The sequence below is a fragment of the Streptococcus sp. 151470009-6 genome (assembly GCF_053628175.1).
Genome location: NZ_JBSEZF010000002.1, coordinates 1 through 15,353 on the forward strand (window position 1 = coordinate 1; position 15,353 = coordinate 15,353).

At 40.3% G+C, this 15,353-nt stretch carries 13 protein-coding genes and 2 pseudogenes; 4 read left to right on the forward strand and 11 right to left on the reverse strand.

Annotated features, from left to right (window positions below; translation table 11 throughout):
* The 3 genes and pseudogenes from ACUW6H_RS03505 to ACUW6H_RS03515 form a co-directional block, all read right to left on the reverse strand.
* A partial coding sequence (locus ACUW6H_RS03505) for a collagen-flanked surface repeat-containing protein (protein WP_454361291.1) occupies nt 1–4,230 on the reverse strand: 4,230 nt, incomplete at its 3' end.
* Nucleotides 4,231–4,241: 11 nt separating this feature from the next.
* Nucleotides 4,242–4,733, reverse strand: a complete 492-nt coding sequence (locus tag ACUW6H_RS03510; RefSeq protein ID WP_096406820.1) for a G5 domain-containing protein — start codon at nt 4,731–4,733, stop codon at nt 4,242–4,244.
* A gap of 623 nt (nt 4,734–5,356) precedes the next feature.
* A pseudogene (locus tag ACUW6H_RS03515) lies at nt 5,357–5,512 on the reverse strand (YdbC family protein); the annotation flags it as partial.
* Here ACUW6H_RS03515 and ACUW6H_RS03520 point away from each other — a divergent pair.
* A pseudogene (locus tag ACUW6H_RS03520) lies at nt 5,505–5,945 on the forward strand (peptidylprolyl isomerase); the annotation flags it as partial. The pseudogenes ACUW6H_RS03515 and ACUW6H_RS03520 sit on opposite strands and share 8 nt — an antisense overlap.
* Before the next feature lie 27 nt (nt 5,946–5,972).
* Complete coding sequence (locus tag ACUW6H_RS03525; RefSeq protein WP_096406815.1) at nt 5,973–6,212, forward strand: zinc-ribbon domain-containing protein; 240 nt, start codon at nt 5,973–5,975, stop codon at nt 6,210–6,212.
* A gap of 41 nt (nt 6,213–6,253) precedes the next feature.
* Here the strand turns inward: ACUW6H_RS03525 and ACUW6H_RS03530 are convergent, their stop codons facing one another.
* From ACUW6H_RS03530 to ACUW6H_RS03560, 7 genes are all read right to left on the reverse strand, one after another.
* Nucleotides 6,254–7,795: an ABC-F family ATP-binding cassette domain-containing protein gene (locus ACUW6H_RS03530; protein WP_000025359.1), complete on the reverse strand. Its 1,542-nt coding sequence runs from the start codon at nt 7,793–7,795 to the stop codon at nt 6,254–6,256.
* 1 nt (nt 7,796) lies between these two features.
* Nucleotides 7,797–8,276, reverse strand: a complete 480-nt coding sequence (locus ACUW6H_RS03535; protein WP_247929763.1) for a VanZ family protein — start codon at nt 8,274–8,276, stop codon at nt 7,797–7,799.
* 1 nt (nt 8,277) lies between these two features.
* Nucleotides 8,278–9,363 (reverse strand): 23S rRNA (adenine(2503)-C(2))-methyltransferase RlmN, encoded by a 1,086-nt coding sequence (gene rlmN / locus ACUW6H_RS03540; protein WP_247924211.1) that lies wholly within the window; start codon nt 9,361–9,363, stop codon nt 8,278–8,280.
* A gap of 21 nt (nt 9,364–9,384) precedes the next feature.
* Entirely contained in the window at nt 9,385–9,915 is a 531-nt protein-coding gene (locus ACUW6H_RS03545) for a YutD family protein (protein WP_084944613.1), read from the reverse strand.
* Between the two features lie 155 nt (nt 9,916–10,070).
* Nucleotides 10,071–10,676 (reverse strand): superoxide dismutase SodA, encoded by a 606-nt coding sequence (gene sodA, locus ACUW6H_RS03550; protein ID WP_000974728.1) that lies wholly within the window; start codon nt 10,674–10,676, stop codon nt 10,071–10,073.
* A gap of 69 nt (nt 10,677–10,745) precedes the next feature.
* The gene (holA, locus tag ACUW6H_RS03555; protein ID WP_247924212.1) at nt 10,746–11,783 is read right to left on the reverse strand and encodes a DNA polymerase III subunit delta; all 1,038 of its coding nucleotides are present in this window, start codon (nt 11,781–11,783) and stop codon (nt 10,746–10,748) included.
* A gap of 32 nt (nt 11,784–11,815) precedes the next feature.
* Entirely contained in the window at nt 11,816–12,751 is a 936-nt protein-coding gene (locus ACUW6H_RS03560) for a dihydroorotate oxidase (protein ID WP_454361296.1), read from the reverse strand.
* Nucleotides 12,752–12,957: 206 nt separating this feature from the next.
* Here ACUW6H_RS03560 and gdhA point away from each other — a divergent pair, with 206 nt between their 5' ends.
* Nucleotides 12,958–14,304 (forward strand): NADP-specific glutamate dehydrogenase, encoded by a 1,347-nt coding sequence (gene gdhA / locus ACUW6H_RS03565; protein WP_454361298.1) that lies wholly within the window; start codon nt 12,958–12,960, stop codon nt 14,302–14,304.
* A gap of 31 nt (nt 14,305–14,335) precedes the next feature.
* Complete coding sequence (locus ACUW6H_RS03570) at nt 14,336–14,821, forward strand: GNAT family N-acetyltransferase (protein ID WP_454361300.1); 486 nt, start codon at nt 14,336–14,338, stop codon at nt 14,819–14,821.
* 160 nt (nt 14,822–14,981) lie between these two features.
* On the opposite strand, the gene ACUW6H_RS03575 is transcribed toward ACUW6H_RS03570, so the two are convergent.
* Nucleotides 14,982–15,350 (reverse strand): EXLDI protein, encoded by a 369-nt coding sequence (locus tag ACUW6H_RS03575; protein WP_454361302.1) that lies wholly within the window; start codon nt 15,348–15,350, stop codon nt 14,982–14,984.
* Nucleotides 15,351–15,353 lie beyond the last annotated feature (3 nt).

A 15,353-nucleotide genomic window follows, 5' to 3' on the forward strand; every position in this document is an offset into this window, starting at 1 on the left:
TTCTGTTGTTTCACCATCTGGGTTTACAACTTTAACTGTATGAGTACCATCTTGGTTATCTTTAACGGTTACAGTTGGTGTCTTACCATCTTTACCATTCTTGATAACTGTCTCGGTTGTTGTTCCATTTGGGTTCACAACTTTAACTGTGTGAGTACCGTCTTGGTTATCTTTAACGGTTACAGTTGGTGTCTTACCATCTTTACCATTCTTGATAACTGTCTCGGTTGTTGTTCCATCTGGATTCACAACTTTAACTGTGTGAGTACCGTCTTCGTTATCTTTAACAGTTACGACTGGTGATTTTCCATCTTTTCCGTCTTTACCATCTTTGATATCCACAACATCGATGATGACATCTTTAGATACAGATTTGCCATCAAGGGTTGCTGTAGCTTTAGCTGTGTAACTACCTACTGCCGTTGGAGTACCAGAGATTGTCTTAGTAGCAGCGTCGAATGTCACACCAGCAGGAAGACTTGTTTCATCAAGTGTAAGCTCAGAACCAGGAGTGTGAGTTAAAGTGATATCAGTGATCGCTTTACCTAGTTGAACAAGTTGACGACCACCAGAAACTTTAAGATCAAGACCTTTCTCAGCTTTAGGATTTACTGTAAGAGTAAATGTATCGATAGCTGAAGCTCCTCCCACTTCAGCAGCGTTAGTAGCCTGCATACGAATTGTGAAAGTACCAGCTTTTGTAGGTGTGCCAGTAAATGTCTTAGTAGCAGGATCATATGTCAAACCATATTCTGCGATAATAGCGTTAATCTCAGATTCTTCTACTAAGCCGTATGGTGTCTTCATAGTGACAGTTGAAAGATTATTGTGAGTTACTACTGCAGGAGTAATAGCATCACCAACTGTTACAGTTTGCTCTTTGTTAGAAATCTCGATAGCAACAGGTGATTCGGTAACTTTAATAACTACCTCTCCATCAGCTTGGTCATTACCATAAAAATTTTCGTACCGAGCTTTAACAGGGATACGATAGATACCAAGTTTCTTAGGAGTACCCGAGAAGGTATGAGTTGACTCATCATAAGTGACCCCTTCTGGTAAAATACTTGGATATTTGCCAGTTAAAGGATTAGAAGGTTTGCTATAGTCATTAAGGTCAACTGAAATAGTTGCTCCTTCTGAAGCCTCAACCTTCACAGGAGTCATCTTAGTCAATACTTGAACTTCAGTCTCGCCACCAGTTACTTGGATAGGTTTCTTCGTAACAGTAAGCTTAAAGGTACCTTGGGCAGTATCATTTTCCAAGCCTTTATAGTATGCTATATAGTTAACAGTAAACTCACCCACTGAAGTTGGAGTACCAGAAATTGTCTTTGTATCAGGATCGTAAGTCAGACCACTAGGTAGATTTTGGATTCCTGCTTCAAATGTACCATAGCGAATATATCCAATATCCGCACGTTCACTCGGTTGAATTACAAAGTTAGTGATAGGAGTTCCGACTTCAACCGTTTGTTCACCACTATTTACCGTAATTGGTCTTGGTTTAACTGTGATAGTGATTGTACCAGTAGCTTCTTCTAAACCACGTTTTAATTTATAGGTATATGTTTTAGTACCAACTGAATTTGTAGTTCCAGAAAGAATTTTTGTATTATAATCATAGTTAAGACCAAGTTCACCACGAATATCTCCAGAAAATTCTGCTCTATTTGGAATCGCAATTTCAATTGGATCGATTTCATCGCCGACTGTAACTTCACGAGTATAGTTTTCAGCATGCAATGGACCAGGCAATACTGTTAAAGTAACATATTTTTGTACAGCTTGACCATCTTTTTCTGCTATAACTTTGATGCGGTATGTCCCTTCGACTAAACCTTTACCAGCAATCGTTTTTGTTGCTTTATTATAGCGAGTGCCCTTAGGAAGAGCTGCTGTATCAACTTTTAAAGTTGCTCCATCAGTGTGAGTGATGACCATATCCTTGAACTTTTCACCTTCTTTGATGGTTTGTTCATGGTTGGTTACATCAAGGTCAACTCCAATTCCATCACGTGGCTTAACTTCAAAAGTGAAGGTTGTAAAGGTAGTTGAGATACCACCATCGGCATTATAGTAGTCAACTTCTACACGTGCAGTTTTGTTTTCAGTAGTTTGAAGAACCCCGTAACCTTCTAGTGTTTTAGTGATATTATCAGAGCTTACTGTAGCGTAGGTGTCTCCGCTATTAGTCGTTACACGAATATTCGCGATTGTCGATCCACCTTCAAGAGTTACTGGAATGCTTGGGAACTTTTCTCCCTCTTTCCAGACTTGGTGGTCAATTGGGCTGATAACATCTGTTACCTCAAACTGGAAGACACGGTTTGGCGCATTATCTCCAAAGTGACCATCAATGGCACGTACTTCAAAGTTATACTTACCAGGTGCTAGCTTAACACCGGCCTTTTTCTTAATGGTTTGAGTGGCTTCGTCATACTCAGTACCATCAGGGAAACGAACAGGTTTAACTTTAGCGTTGACCTTGTTTAGTTCAATCTTACCAATAGTTTGTTCTTTATCTGAACGAGGAACTGATACGATTCCCTCTTTATTTAAGACTGCAGTTTTAGTATTTGGAGTAAATTTGACATCCGCATTTGTAAGATAAAATCCGTTGGCATCATCAGTTGTAGCTTTTGAACGTTCTTCTGTAGTTAACTCTACATTAAAGATACGTTCTTGTCCCAGTTTATCGATAGTTTTAAACTTAATCGTAAATGTACCCTGTTGAGCAGGGAGTTTGGTAAAGCGTAGTCGATACGGCGTGCGATTTGGGTCATGAACCATCCAATTTTCATCACTATAAAACTTACCATACGGATCTCCGGTAACTGCCAATTCATATTCTACTTCTGGCGTTGTATCCAAACGTTCGATACGCTCCAATAAAACTGGTGTTGATGGGAAAGCAGTTACTCTAGAATCGTCCGCAACATAGAGCCCAAGCTCAGTATTGTACTTTGGTGTATCAGGCTTAGCATCTGCTACTGTAACAGGTGTATTATCACTATAACCAGGCGTCAGGTAATATCCAAATGGTGTTGTTGGAATCGTATACTTATTAACACGAGTATTATTTTCCCCCATATCGCCTGTTGCTTGGTCATAATAATCATTAGCTTTTGATGCAGATAAGTCAAATCGGTCGTTAGAGAGAGTAGACAAGGCATATGAGTGTGGTTTAGTTATTGTTAAAGGAAGAGTTGCCTTCACATTAGGATTGGTTTTAGAAACCAAACCAATGTCATAGGTTCCGCTTGGGATTCCACCATTAAGATTAAGAGTCCCGTAGACATATTCTCCAACTGGATCATAAGTAAGGCCTAGATCTTTTGCACCTTGTGATAGTTCAACCTCATCAGAAGTAATACGAGTAAGACCCATCTTATATCTAACTTCAACAGTTGTACCGTTATGTATGAGAGTATGGAAACCACTATAGTTCTCGATGGTCATATACGGTGTCTTACCATCTGACGGAGTACTCGCATTATCAGCAAGCATATATGATACGAAACCTGAGTGACCTGATCGTTTCATTTCTGTGTAGACGGACTCGATGGCAGATTGAAGGCGTCCAATGCTAAGTTCTAAATCAGCTTTAGTTAATTGAGCCTTTTCAGAAAGTTGTTGAGCTACTACCAACTCTGCTTTTGAAGCTTGAAGTGCATCTGAAAGAACTTTTTTAGATTCACTATCGTCTAGTTTAGCTTCTTGTTTTTCAGCTTCTTGATTAACAGCTTTTGCTTCAAGAATGCTATTGTTCAACTGTTCTTTAAGAGGTTGAAGAATAGCGTCTACCTCTGGTTTAGCTTCAGTTTCTGGAACTTCTTTTTCATCAACTTTAAGTTCTGCCTTTTTTTCTGCTAATGGTGCAGTTGATGGAGCTATCGCAACAGTTGTTTTTTCCGTTTCTTTTACAGTTACTTCCGTAGTTGACTCAGTGGTTGAAACTACAGTCGAATCATTTTCTGTAGTTGGTGCTACAAAAGTCGCAGGGGCACGATATGGTTCTGGAACACTAATTTCCTCAGAGGTTACTTCCTTAGTAGATCTTTCTTCAACTCCCTTATTGACCTCTACCCCCTCTTCACTTTTTAATTCACTTGCATTTACTTGAGGTGCATTAACCATCGAACCGACGAAAAACAGCCCAACAAGCACCGAAGCTACTCCTACACTAATTTTACGAATAGCAAATCGTTTTCGTTTGTCAAATTTCATAATTATCCCTTTTATTTCTTACTATATTTTTTTTCTCTTAAGAATAAACCAAGAACTGTAACAGCCATAAGTGAAATCCCTAGGGCTGAGCAAATATTTGATTCAGTACCAGTCTTTGGTAATTGTACTTTTTCAGAAACTTCCAAATTATTAATAGTTTTATCAGCTGGTTTAACTGGATCTACCGGTTTAACTGGAGTGACTACTTCTTTTGTTCCTACTTCAATAATTTGATTAACTGCATCAATTTTATTAGTTGAAACAACTTTGCGTTCAGTTTCCACACCATTAACTAAGACAATGTGTTCAACCGTAGTGATACTACCATCTTTACCTTCTTGAACAATCTTTTCAGTTCCTTTGTCAAGGTCTGCATTATCGCGATGAATAGTATTATATGCTTTAACTTCTACCTTGGTCTCATCTTTTTCAACAACAATCGGTTTTGGTTTCTCTATAAGCTTAGATTTTGTTGACTCGACTGCAGTAATTGCAGCAGTCAAATCTTTAACTGCTTGAGCTCTTCTACTGATTGCTCGATGCGAGTTTTCATCTCATTAACTAACTGTTCAGACTGAACCTCAGCTTCTGAAATTATATCAATAGATAAACGTTTAGCCTCAACAATAGCCTCCGAAACAAACAGTTCTTTATCTTTAAGTTCCTCAATGGTTTAAGCAACTGTGAATTACGGATTTCCAACTCATTTACTTGAGACTTGAGTTCATTCACTACCTCATAAACAGACGACTGAGAATAACCCAAAAACAGGGATTTCTTAAGTCCTCCCATATAAAACTCCTCCTAAAGGTTAATTTTATCTATATAAATATTACACTTTAATCTTAATCTTCTAAAAACAGATTTAAAACTTTGTGCATTACTTAACTAATTTTACTAAACTAATTTATATTATTATATTCGTTTTTCTTTGATTTATCAAGCAATTGATTTTTAAAAACAAAATTTATCTAATTATTTTGATTTTAACACACATTTTCTTAAAACTCCTTTGTAAAATATTGTGGAAATTCTATACTAAATTATTTCAAATTAGCTTTTTCGGTGTAATTATAGTTTCAATTTTGATGAAAAAAAGAAGTGGGATAATCCCACTCCTTATTGTTTACTTATCTCCCTTAAAAGCATCCACCATGATTTGAAATTCTTCATTTAAGAGGGTAAATCCTTTCCCCATCTTGGTGTGGTCAGGACTCCCGCTACGAATGTCAAACTTCGCCGGTGCACCATTAAAGCTGACACGATAGATTTCTTTGGTCCAAACTGGAGATCCTAAGGGAGATGGTACAGGTGGCCAATCCATCTGGCATGATAAGGACAAAACGAAGGACAAGGGAACTGGTTTCAAAAATGAAATCTCTCCTTACCTATACAATATCCGAGGAGCCCTTGCTATGGCTAACACAGGTCAACCAAACACCAACGGTAGCCAGTTCTTCATCAACCAAAACTCAACAGATATTTCTGCTAAACTCCCTACCAGCAAGTATCCAAAGAAAATCATCGAAGCCTATAAAGAGGGTGGAAATCCTAGCCTAGATGGCAAACACCCTGTTTTTGGTCAAGTCATCGATGGCATGGATGTTGTTGACAAGATTGCTAAGGCTGAAAAAGATGAAAAAGATAAACCAACTACTGCTATCACCATTGACAGTATCGAAGTGGTCAAGGACTACGACTTCAGCAAAAAATAAGCCATCAACAGATAAGGAGACGATGATATGATTTTATTTTGGGGTTCTAAAGGTTATCAGAAAGAATTGGGACATACGCAAACTGCGATCGAATGTGGTCACTGTAACAATGTTGACACTTGGGAGATTGTAGAAACTGGACGCAAGTTCACCCTCTACTGGATTCCACTTTTCCCTTATGGTAAAAGTTATTTCGTTTCTTGTCCGATTTGCCACTACGGTAAAGAAATTGAGAAATCTGAAGTTGAAAGCTTTTTAAATTACTAGTCAAAAAAGCCAAGTCATTTCGACTTGGCTTTTTAGCGCCTTTAAGTTAGCTTGTTAAAGTCCCATATTTGGTCCATCCAGCCTTCATAAAAGTCTGGTTCGTGGCAAACCATAAGAATGCTTCCTTTGTATTCTTTAAGCGCCCGTTTGAGTTCATCCTTGGCATCCACATCCAAGTGGTTGGTCGGCTCGTCAAGTACTAAAACGTTGTTTTCACGATTCATCAAGAGACAGAAACGCACCTTGGCTTGTTCTCCACCTGATAAGACCTGAATCTGACTTTCGATGTGCTTAGTCGTCAAACCACAACGAGCAAGGGCTGCCCGAACTTCTGCTTGGTTAAGTGCTGGAAAGGCGTTCCAGACCGCTTCTAGAGGCGTCTGGCGATTGCCACCTTCTACTTCTTGCTCAAAATAACCAAGTTCTAGGTAATCTCCGCGTTCAACTTCCCCAGCAATGGGAGGAATAATGCCCAAGAGAGACTTCAAGAGGGTTGTTTTCCCAATACCATTGGCCCCAATAATGGCAACCTTTTGATTGCGTTCAAAGGTGAGGTTTAAGGGTTTGGTAAGGGGACGGTCATAACCAATCTGCAAGTCCTTGGCTTGGAAGATAAAGCGCCCTGGCGTACGAGCTGGTTTGAAATCAAAGGATGGCTTTGGTTTCTCGCTTTGGAGTTCGATAATATCCATCTTATCCAATTTCTTTTGACGAGACATGGCCATATTACGCGTTGCAACACGCGCTTTGTTTCGAGCCACGAAATCCTTGAGGTCTGCAATCTCTTTCTGTTGGCGTTCGTAGGCTGCCTCCAGTTGAGATTTCTTCATAGCATAGACTTCTTGGAACTGGTAATAGTCACCAGAGTAACGCGTCAGCTGTTGATTTTCCACATGGTAGACGATATTGATTACGTCGTTGAGGAAAGGAATATCGTGCGAAATAAGGACAAAGGCATTCTCATAGTTTTGGAGATAACGTTTGAGCCAGTCAATATGCTCAGCATCCAAGTAGTTGGTTGGCTCGTCAAGCAACAAAATATCTGGTTTTTCAAGGAGGAGTTTAGCCAAGAGGACCTTGGTTCTTTGTCCACCTGACAAGGCTGTTACGTCTGTATCCATGCCATAGTCCATGACACCCAGAGCACGCGCTACTTCATCAATCTTAGCATCCAAAGTATAGAAGTCACGACTCTCCAAACGGTCTTGTAGTTCGCCAACTTCTTCCATGAGCGCGTCGATATCCGCTCCGTCTTCAGCCATTTCCATATAGAGGTCATTGATACGAGCTTCTGCTTTAAATAGCTCATCAAAGGCTGTACGCAAGACATCACGCACGGTTTGACCTTCCTTTAGTACAGCGTGCTGATCCAGATAGCCAGCAGTCACATATTTGGACCACTCCACCTTCCCTTCATCTGGTAACATCTTACCAGTCACGATGCTCATAAAGGTTGATTTCCCTTCACCATTGGCGCCGACTAGACCGATATGTTCTCCCTTGAGGAGACGGAAGGACACATCTTCAAAAATTGCACGGTCACCAAAACCGTGACTTAAATTTTTAACTTCTAAAATACTCATTCTAATTCCTTATCTTGTTTTTATGCAGTCCTTTATAGAGGAGCCAAGCCAAATAGCCTCCCAGGGTATTGGTCCACAAATCATCAATCTCAAAGACCCGATTAAAATCAAAGAAAAAGTCTAAGACCAGCTGCGTACACTCGATTCCTAGGCTCAGTAGAAAGCTGAGAAGGATGATTTTTTTGGTTTGTCGCAAGTTTGGACAGAGATAGATCAGTTGAAAGACTAGCGGGAAAAGCAAGAAGACATTTAAAATGTTCTGCAAAAAGATCCAAAGGACTTGTCCCAAACTGGTCACTTCACCCAGATTCCAAAGGGAGTTTAAGGGAGTTAAAAGAAAAACCAGGCGTCCAAAAGTTTGAATACCTGGAGTTTCCACTCCTGTAGGAAGCTGAGGTTGGGGAGTGAAGCAAAAACAGACAATGCAAAGACTGTAAATAGCCACTCCCAATCTCAAGATTAATTCTCTTTTTCTTGTCATTTTATGGATTTACCGCTGCGACTGCCTTCTGGCGGTCACGTTTCATTGTATTGGAGCGCAATTGTCCACAAGCTGCATCAATATCTGTACCATGCTCTTGACGGACAACGCAGTTAATCCCTTTCTTCTTGAGGGTATCGTAGAAGGCCATCACACGCTCTTTGGGACTACGGCTATATTGGTCATGTTCACTAACTGGGTTATAAGGAATCAAGTTGACATAAGACAATTTCTTGATGTTCTTGAGCAACTCAGCCAATTCCAAGGCTTGTTCAACGCCATCGTTGACTTCATTGAGCATGATATATTCAAAGGTCACACGGCGATTGGTTGTTTCGATATAATACTCAATAGCTGCGAAAAGCTTTTCAATCGGAAAGGCACGGTTAATTTTCATGATGCTTGAACGCAATTCATTGTTTGGTGCGTGAAGGGAAACAGCCAGATTGACCTGTACGCCTTCATTAGCAAAGTCACGAATTTTATGGGCCAAACCTGAGGTTGAAACCGTGATATGACGAGCACCGATTGCCATCCCCTTGTCATCATTGATGGTACGGACAAAATTCAATACATTGTTGTAGTTATCAAATGGTTCACCAATTCCCATGACAACGATATGGCTGACACGTTCGTCCTGACCACGCTCATCAAAGTATTTCTGAACCAGCATGATCTGCGCTACAATTTCACCGTTATTAAGGTCACGTTGCTTCTTAATCAAGCCTGACGCACAGAAGGTACAACCAATATTACAGCCAACCTGAGTGGTCACACAGACTGACAAACCGTAGTGTTGACGCATGAGTACTGTCTCAATCAACATGCCATCTGGCAACTCGAAAAGATACTTAACAGTACCGTCAGCTGACTCTTGTACGATCCGCTGTTTCAAAGGATTGACCACAAACTGGTCATTGAGCCTGGCAATCAAATCCTTGGAAAGGTTGGTCATTTCTTCAAATGACTGGACACGTTTACGGTAGAGCCATTCCCAGATTTGATCTGCACGGAATTTCTTTTCCCCTTGTTCTAATACCCATTCTTGCATGGCTTGACGTGTTAAACTATAAATAGACGGTTTCATCTCTTCTCCTTATTTCTCTATCTATTTCTGACGAATGATAAAATGGCGCTGTCCCTTGTCCTCTTTCTGAGACTTTTGATCCTTATGACGACGTCTATTTCGCTTATCCGCATTTGGTTTTCTCTTGTTTTGAGAAGGTTTCTTTCCTCTTCTAGGAAGATTCTCCTCTTCCTTTTTACGCATTTTCTTGTCAAACGACGCACGCTTCGGTGCTTGGTTTTCTAGGACAAAATAAGCACAACCATAACTACAATACTCTAAAAGATAATCCTGTAAGCGACTGATTTTTTCAATTTTTTCCTCTGTTCGGTCGTCTTTATAAAAGCCACGTAGACGGAGCTGTTCATTGCTCCAGTCCCCCACGACATAATCAAACTTGGTCAACACTTCTGAGAAGCGTTGATTAAAGACGGTCACATCGAAAGCATCCTTGATATTTTCAACCAAGGTAAAAGCAATCCCTTCAGTCTCAACCTTATCCCCATTCACATGAAATTCTGGGCCAGGAAACTTGTTATAATTGTATAATTCAGGTGCAATTTCTTTACGCATAGTCTTCCTTTTCCACGATTACTTAACACTCTATTTTACCATATTTTCTACAAGTTGGCACGAATATCCTGAAAATGAAAAAAGTCTGACGATTCTGTCAGACTTCTGCTTTATAACTTTAAAAAGAGAAGAACAATTCTTCCCTCCATATTTTATTATTTAGCTGCTGCGTAAAGCTCGTCTACCTTATTCCAGTTGATGACTGAGAAGAAAGCTTTGATGTAGTCAGGACGCACGTTGCGGTATTTCACGTAGTAAGCATGTTCCCAAACGTCCAAGCCCAAGATTGGTTTTTTTCCTTCTGAGATTGGTGTATCTTGGTTTGCTGTTGAAGTTACTTCAAGTTTTCCTTCTTTGTTGACAACCAACCAAGCCCATCCAGAACCGAAGCGAGTTGTAGCTGCTGCTGTAAAGGCTGCTTGGAACTCTTCAAATGAACCAAATGTTGCATCGATTGCTGCTGCAAGTTCTGCTGAAGGAGCAGTCTTTTCAGGAGTCATCAATTCCCAGAAAAGAGCGTGGTTCAAGTGTCCACCACCATTGTTGATAAGTGCTTGACGGATATCAGCTGGGATAGAGTCTACATCAGCAAGCAAGGCTTCAAGGTCTTCACCAATTTCAGGGTGTTTTTCAAGAGCTGCATTTGCATTGTTTACATAAGTTTGGTGGTGTTTGTCATGGTGCAAGTGCATTGTTTCTGCATCAATGTATGGTTCCAAAGCGTCGTATGCGTATGGAAGGTCTGGTAAGATAATAGCCATCTGTAATACCTCTTTTTCTTTCTATATGAAAATTATAACGCAATCATCCTCTTTTTTCAAGTTTTTTGCTCAATTTGCTTCTGCCGCGATCTGCAAAAGTGCCTTTTCAAACAAGTAACCTTTTTCATAGATACCTGTCTTAATCTGATAGTCTGTTTCAATCAAATAAGAAATCGCTCGCTTGAGAAAAGCCAAGGAAATCCCTCTCGAATCTCTTAATGCAAACTTCATTTGATAAGGATTAGGATTGCGCCCCAAATAAGTTCCCAGACTGCTTGCAATCTGCGATTCCGTCTGACCAGTCTCTGATAAAATCTTCACTTGGGTAAAGGTACGAAACTGTCCTAACATGACAGCTATGAGCTTGATTTCATCCTCCCCTTGCAAGGTCAAGTCTCTAACCAGGTCACGGGCCAGGTCAATCTTCTTAGCTAAAATAAGCTGAGTCAAATCAAAAATATTGTCCTGCAGGGTCTTTGGTATAGCCTCGACAATATCCTTCTCCTCAATCACGCCGTCTGACTTATAAGACTGCAAAAAAAGGAGATTTTTCTGGATTTCACTAAATTGAAAACCAGATTTGAGAAGTAGATTTTCAAAGGACTGCCCCACAAACTGCAGACCTTGTGTCTGACTCCATTTTTGGAAATACTGGCGGAGTTCTTGTTCCTTGGGTTCAATAGCATCAAATACAGTCGCATCTCGTTTGAGCAATTTGGCCAACCGTCTTTTACTATCCAACTTTCCTTCCACAAAAATCAAGAGTTTAGTCGTCGGTGAAGGGTTATCAAGGTATGCCTCAAACGACTTGAGCTCATCATCTGTTAAAAAACGTTTCTTGGCTGTTGTAATATCGACAAAATGGTCTAATATCACGATTTTTTCATCCGCAAAGAAAGGGAGACTGACCAACTCCAACTCTAAGTCTTTATAGGCTACTTCTTTCATATCAAAGTAAGCAAAATTGAGATCAGCTGGATCATAACCAATCTGTTTCAACACTTGACTCTTCATAACTTCAAACTGGCCCTGGTCTGTCCCTGTAAATAGAATCAAGCTAGATAAATTTGATAGAGATACCTTTTGACTCTCTTCTATGGCTAGCATCTTCTCTCCTTTCTTCTGATTTTTTTCTAACTTTAATCAATATAGCGCAATTTCCCACGGAAATCTTCTAGGTTCTCGTACCCTTTTTCCGCCATAATAGCTTTCAGTTCATTGGTAATGCGTTCAAAAGCACTGATACCTTCTTTGTGAAGAGTGGTCCCTACTTGCACCATACTCGCACCGCAGAGGATATGTTCAAAGGCATCACGACCAGTTAATACTCCACCAGTCCCAATGATTTGAATTTGAGGATTTAAACGTTGATAAAAGGCATGAACATTAGCAAGGGCTGTTGGTTTAATGTATTCTCCACCAATTCCACCAAAACCGTTTTTAGGACGAATAACGACCGACTCGCCTTCTATATAAAGGCCATTTCCGATAGAATTGACACAGTTGACAAACTTGAGTGGATACTTGTTGAAAATAGCTGCTGCTTGGTCAAAGTGGACAATATCAAAATAAGGTGGCAACTTAATTCCAAGAGGTTTAGTAAAGTAGGCAAATACCTCTGACAAGATACGGTCTGTTGTCTCGAAATCATAAGCAATCTGAGGCTTCCCTGGAACATTTGGACAAGAGAGATTGAGCTCTGTCAATCCTTTAAACTCACTCTCTTGGACTTTTTTCAAGATGGTATGTGTTTCCTCTGGAGACATGCCGACTAGGGAAAGGAAAAACGTTCGGTTTGGTTCTTTTTCCTGCAGGTCCAAAAGATAGTCCAGATAATAGTCTAAACCATTGTTTGGCAAGCCCATGGAGTTGATAGAACCAAGTGGAACATCCTGGTAACGTGGCTCAGGATTGCCCTGACGAAAGTCCAAGGTCGCTGTCTTCGTGACAAAAGTACCTGCTGCTGAGTTTTTAACCCCTTCAAGCTCTTCTATCGTCATACAAGCAACACCCGCCGCATTCATCAAGCAATTGTCAAACTCAAAGCCAGCTATTTGTGTTTTCGTTGATACCATGATTCTAATCCTCCAGATTCCTTTTATTTCTAATATTATACCATACTTTCAGATTTTCTCTTTGAGAAACTAATTTCAATATAAAACGTTCGGTTTTGCAAATTGAGAGAATTTTTAGAAAATTTCCGTTTTTTTCTTTACACTGAAAAAAAATTCTGCTATAATGTCTCACGTAATAAAATAGGACAAGAATAAAGGAGAACGATATGACATCTGCTAAAGACTATATCCAAAGCGTGTTTGAAACTGTAACAGCTCGTAATGGGCACGAGGCTGAATTTCTCCAGGCGGTTGAAGAATTCTTCAGCACTTTGGAACCTGTATTTGAAAAACACCCTGAGTATATCGAAGAAAACATCTTGGCACGTATCACTGAACCTGAGCGCGTAATTTCTTTCCGTGTTCCTTGGGTTGACCGTGATGGAAAAGTTCAAGTTAACCGTGGTTACCGTGTTCAATTTAACTCAGCTGTTGGACCATATAAAGGCGGACTTCGTTTCCACCCAACTGTAAACCAAGGAATCTTAAAATTCCTCGGATTTGAACAAATCTTTAAAAACGTCTTGACTGGACTTCCAATCGGTGGAGGTAAAGGGGGATCAGACTTCGATCCTAAAGGGAAGACTGACGCTGAAGTGATGCGCTTCTGCCAAAGCTTCATGACTGAATTGCAAAAATACATCGGACCATCTCTTGACGTACCTGCTGGTGATATCGGTGTTGGAGGACGCGAAATTGGTTACCTTTACGGACAATACAAACGTCTTAACCAATTTGATGCGGGTGTCTTGACTGGTAAACCTCTTGGATTTGGTGGTAGCTTGATTCGTCCAGAAGCAACTGGTTATGGATTGGTCTACTACACTGAAGAAATGCTCAAAGCTAATGGTAACAGTTTTGCTGGTAAGAAAGTTGTTATTTCAGGTTCTGGTAACGTAGCTCAATACGCTCTTCAAAAAGCGACTGAACTTGGTGCAACTGTTATCTCTGTATCTGACTCAAACGGTTATGTCATCGATGAAAATGGTATTGACTTCGACCTTCTAGCAGATGTGAAGAATAACCGTCGTGCACGTTTGACTGAGTATGCAGCTGAGAAAGCAACTGCTACTTACCATGAAGGTTCTGTATGGACTTACACTGGTAACTACGACATCGCTCTTCCATGTGCAACTCAAAATGAAATCAATGGTGATGCGGCAAAACGCTTAGTTGCTCAAGGCGTTATCTGTGTGTCTGAAGGTGCCAACATGCCTAGTGACCTTGATGCGATTAAAGTCTACAAAGAAAACGGAATCCTTTACGGACCTGCCAAAGCTGCCAACGCTGGTGGTGTAGCTGTATCAGCACTTGAAATGAGCCAAAACAGCCTTCGCCTTTCATGGACACGTGAAGAAGTTGATGGACGCCTCAAAGACATCATGACCAATATCTTTAACACAGCTAAAACAACTGCTGAAACATACGGTCTTGGTACTGACTACCTTGCAGGAGCAAATATCGCTGCCTTCGAAAACGTAGCAAACGCTATGATTGCACAAGGTATTGTTTAATTAGTCGATACATCCTATCGGAGGACAAATGATGAACTTACGGCCAATGGAAGTGAGAGACAATCTAGCTGTAGCGCAGCTTATTCGAGCCAGCCTAGAAGAATTCGGGCTTGACAAACCAGGAACTGTCTACTTTGATTCTCATCTAGATCATTTGGCCGACTATTATCAACAGCAAGAGAGAGCAGCTTACTTTGTTCTGGAAGATGAAGGGCAGCTAGTTGGCTGTGGTGGCTTTGCACCTGTGTCTGATAAGATTGCTGAATTACAAAAACTGTATGTCACTAAAAATAGCCGTGGCAAAGGTTATTCCAGCAGGTTGATAAAGCGGATATTCCAGGAAGCCCGTCTAGCTGGTTATGAACAGCTTTATCTAGAAACCTCTACTGAACTGGCTACGGCTGTGGCCATCTATCAACACTATGGTTTTACAGCACTACAACAACCACTTTCTAACGCCGCCGGCCACCCTGCTATGAATATCTGGATGATAAAATCCCTCTCATCAGATGAATAGATGGCAGTATACTATGGTCGACTCGATGACATCAGTATCAAGCTCCTCAACACAGCTAAAACAACTTTTAAAAATGTAGCCAAGGCTATGATAGTAAAGGTATTGTTTCAGCACTATCACACTAGAAGAAATCCGACTGCTTATAAAAGCAGCCGGATTTTTATATATCTAATTTTTCAAAAAATTTGCCTGCTGACTGCTTTTCTTTTAGCTTCTCAAGCAGATCATTCTCCAGAAAAGGACTTAGTTCGTCAAAATCTTGACAAACCTTAAAAACCGTCTCTTTGTCTATCTGACCATAAGCTAATTCATAATAGTCCTTATTATGATGCCAGTTCTGGTCATAGTTGACATCTGTTCGCTGATAGTAAACGATATTCTGCTTCGGAGTCAGGTAAAGCTTCTGTGTTAGAATGTTTTTCTGATCTTTGGATAGTTTGCTGCGACTGAAAATCTTGACACCTTGAAAAATCTTGCGCTCATGGATACCTTGATTTGTGACTTTTAATTCAACTCTTTTATAGTGCATATA

Bases quoted from the DNA above. Each gene is read 5' to 3' on its own strand.
- gdhA (WP_454361298.1), top strand. From the start codon at position 12,958: ATGACATCTGCTAAAGACTATATCCAAAGCGTGTTTGAAACTGTAACA.
- rlmN (WP_247924211.1), bottom strand. From the start codon at position 9,363: ATGAAACCGTCTATTTATAGTTTAACACGTCAAGCCATGCAAGAATGG.
- sodA (WP_000974728.1), bottom strand. From the start codon at position 10,676: ATGGCTATTATCTTACCAGACCTTCCATACGCATACGACGCTTTGGAA.
- ACUW6H_RS03570 (WP_454361300.1), top strand. From the start codon at position 14,336: ATGAACTTACGGCCAATGGAAGTGAGAGACAATCTAGCTGTAGCGCAG.
- ACUW6H_RS03560 (WP_454361296.1), bottom strand. From the start codon at position 12,751: ATGGTATCAACGAAAACACAAATAGCTGGCTTTGAGTTTGACAATTGC.
- ACUW6H_RS03545 (WP_084944613.1), bottom strand. From the start codon at position 9,915: ATGCGTAAAGAAATTGCACCTGAATTATACAATTATAACAAGTTTCCT.
- holA (WP_247924212.1), bottom strand. From the start codon at position 11,783: ATGCTAGCCATAGAAGAGAGTCAAAAGGTATCTCTATCAAATTTATCT.
- ACUW6H_RS03530 (WP_000025359.1), bottom strand. From the start codon at position 7,795: ATGAGTATTTTAGAAGTTAAAAATTTAAGTCACGGTTTTGGTGACCGT.
- ACUW6H_RS03525 (WP_096406815.1), top strand. From the start codon at position 5,973: ATGATTTTATTTTGGGGTTCTAAAGGTTATCAGAAAGAATTGGGACAT.
- ACUW6H_RS03535 (WP_247929763.1), bottom strand. From the start codon at position 8,276: ATGACAAGAAAAAGAGAATTAATCTTGAGATTGGGAGTGGCTATTTAC.
- ACUW6H_RS03575 (WP_454361302.1), bottom strand. From the start codon at position 15,350: ATGCACTATAAAAGAGTTGAATTAAAAGTCACAAATCAAGGTATCCAT.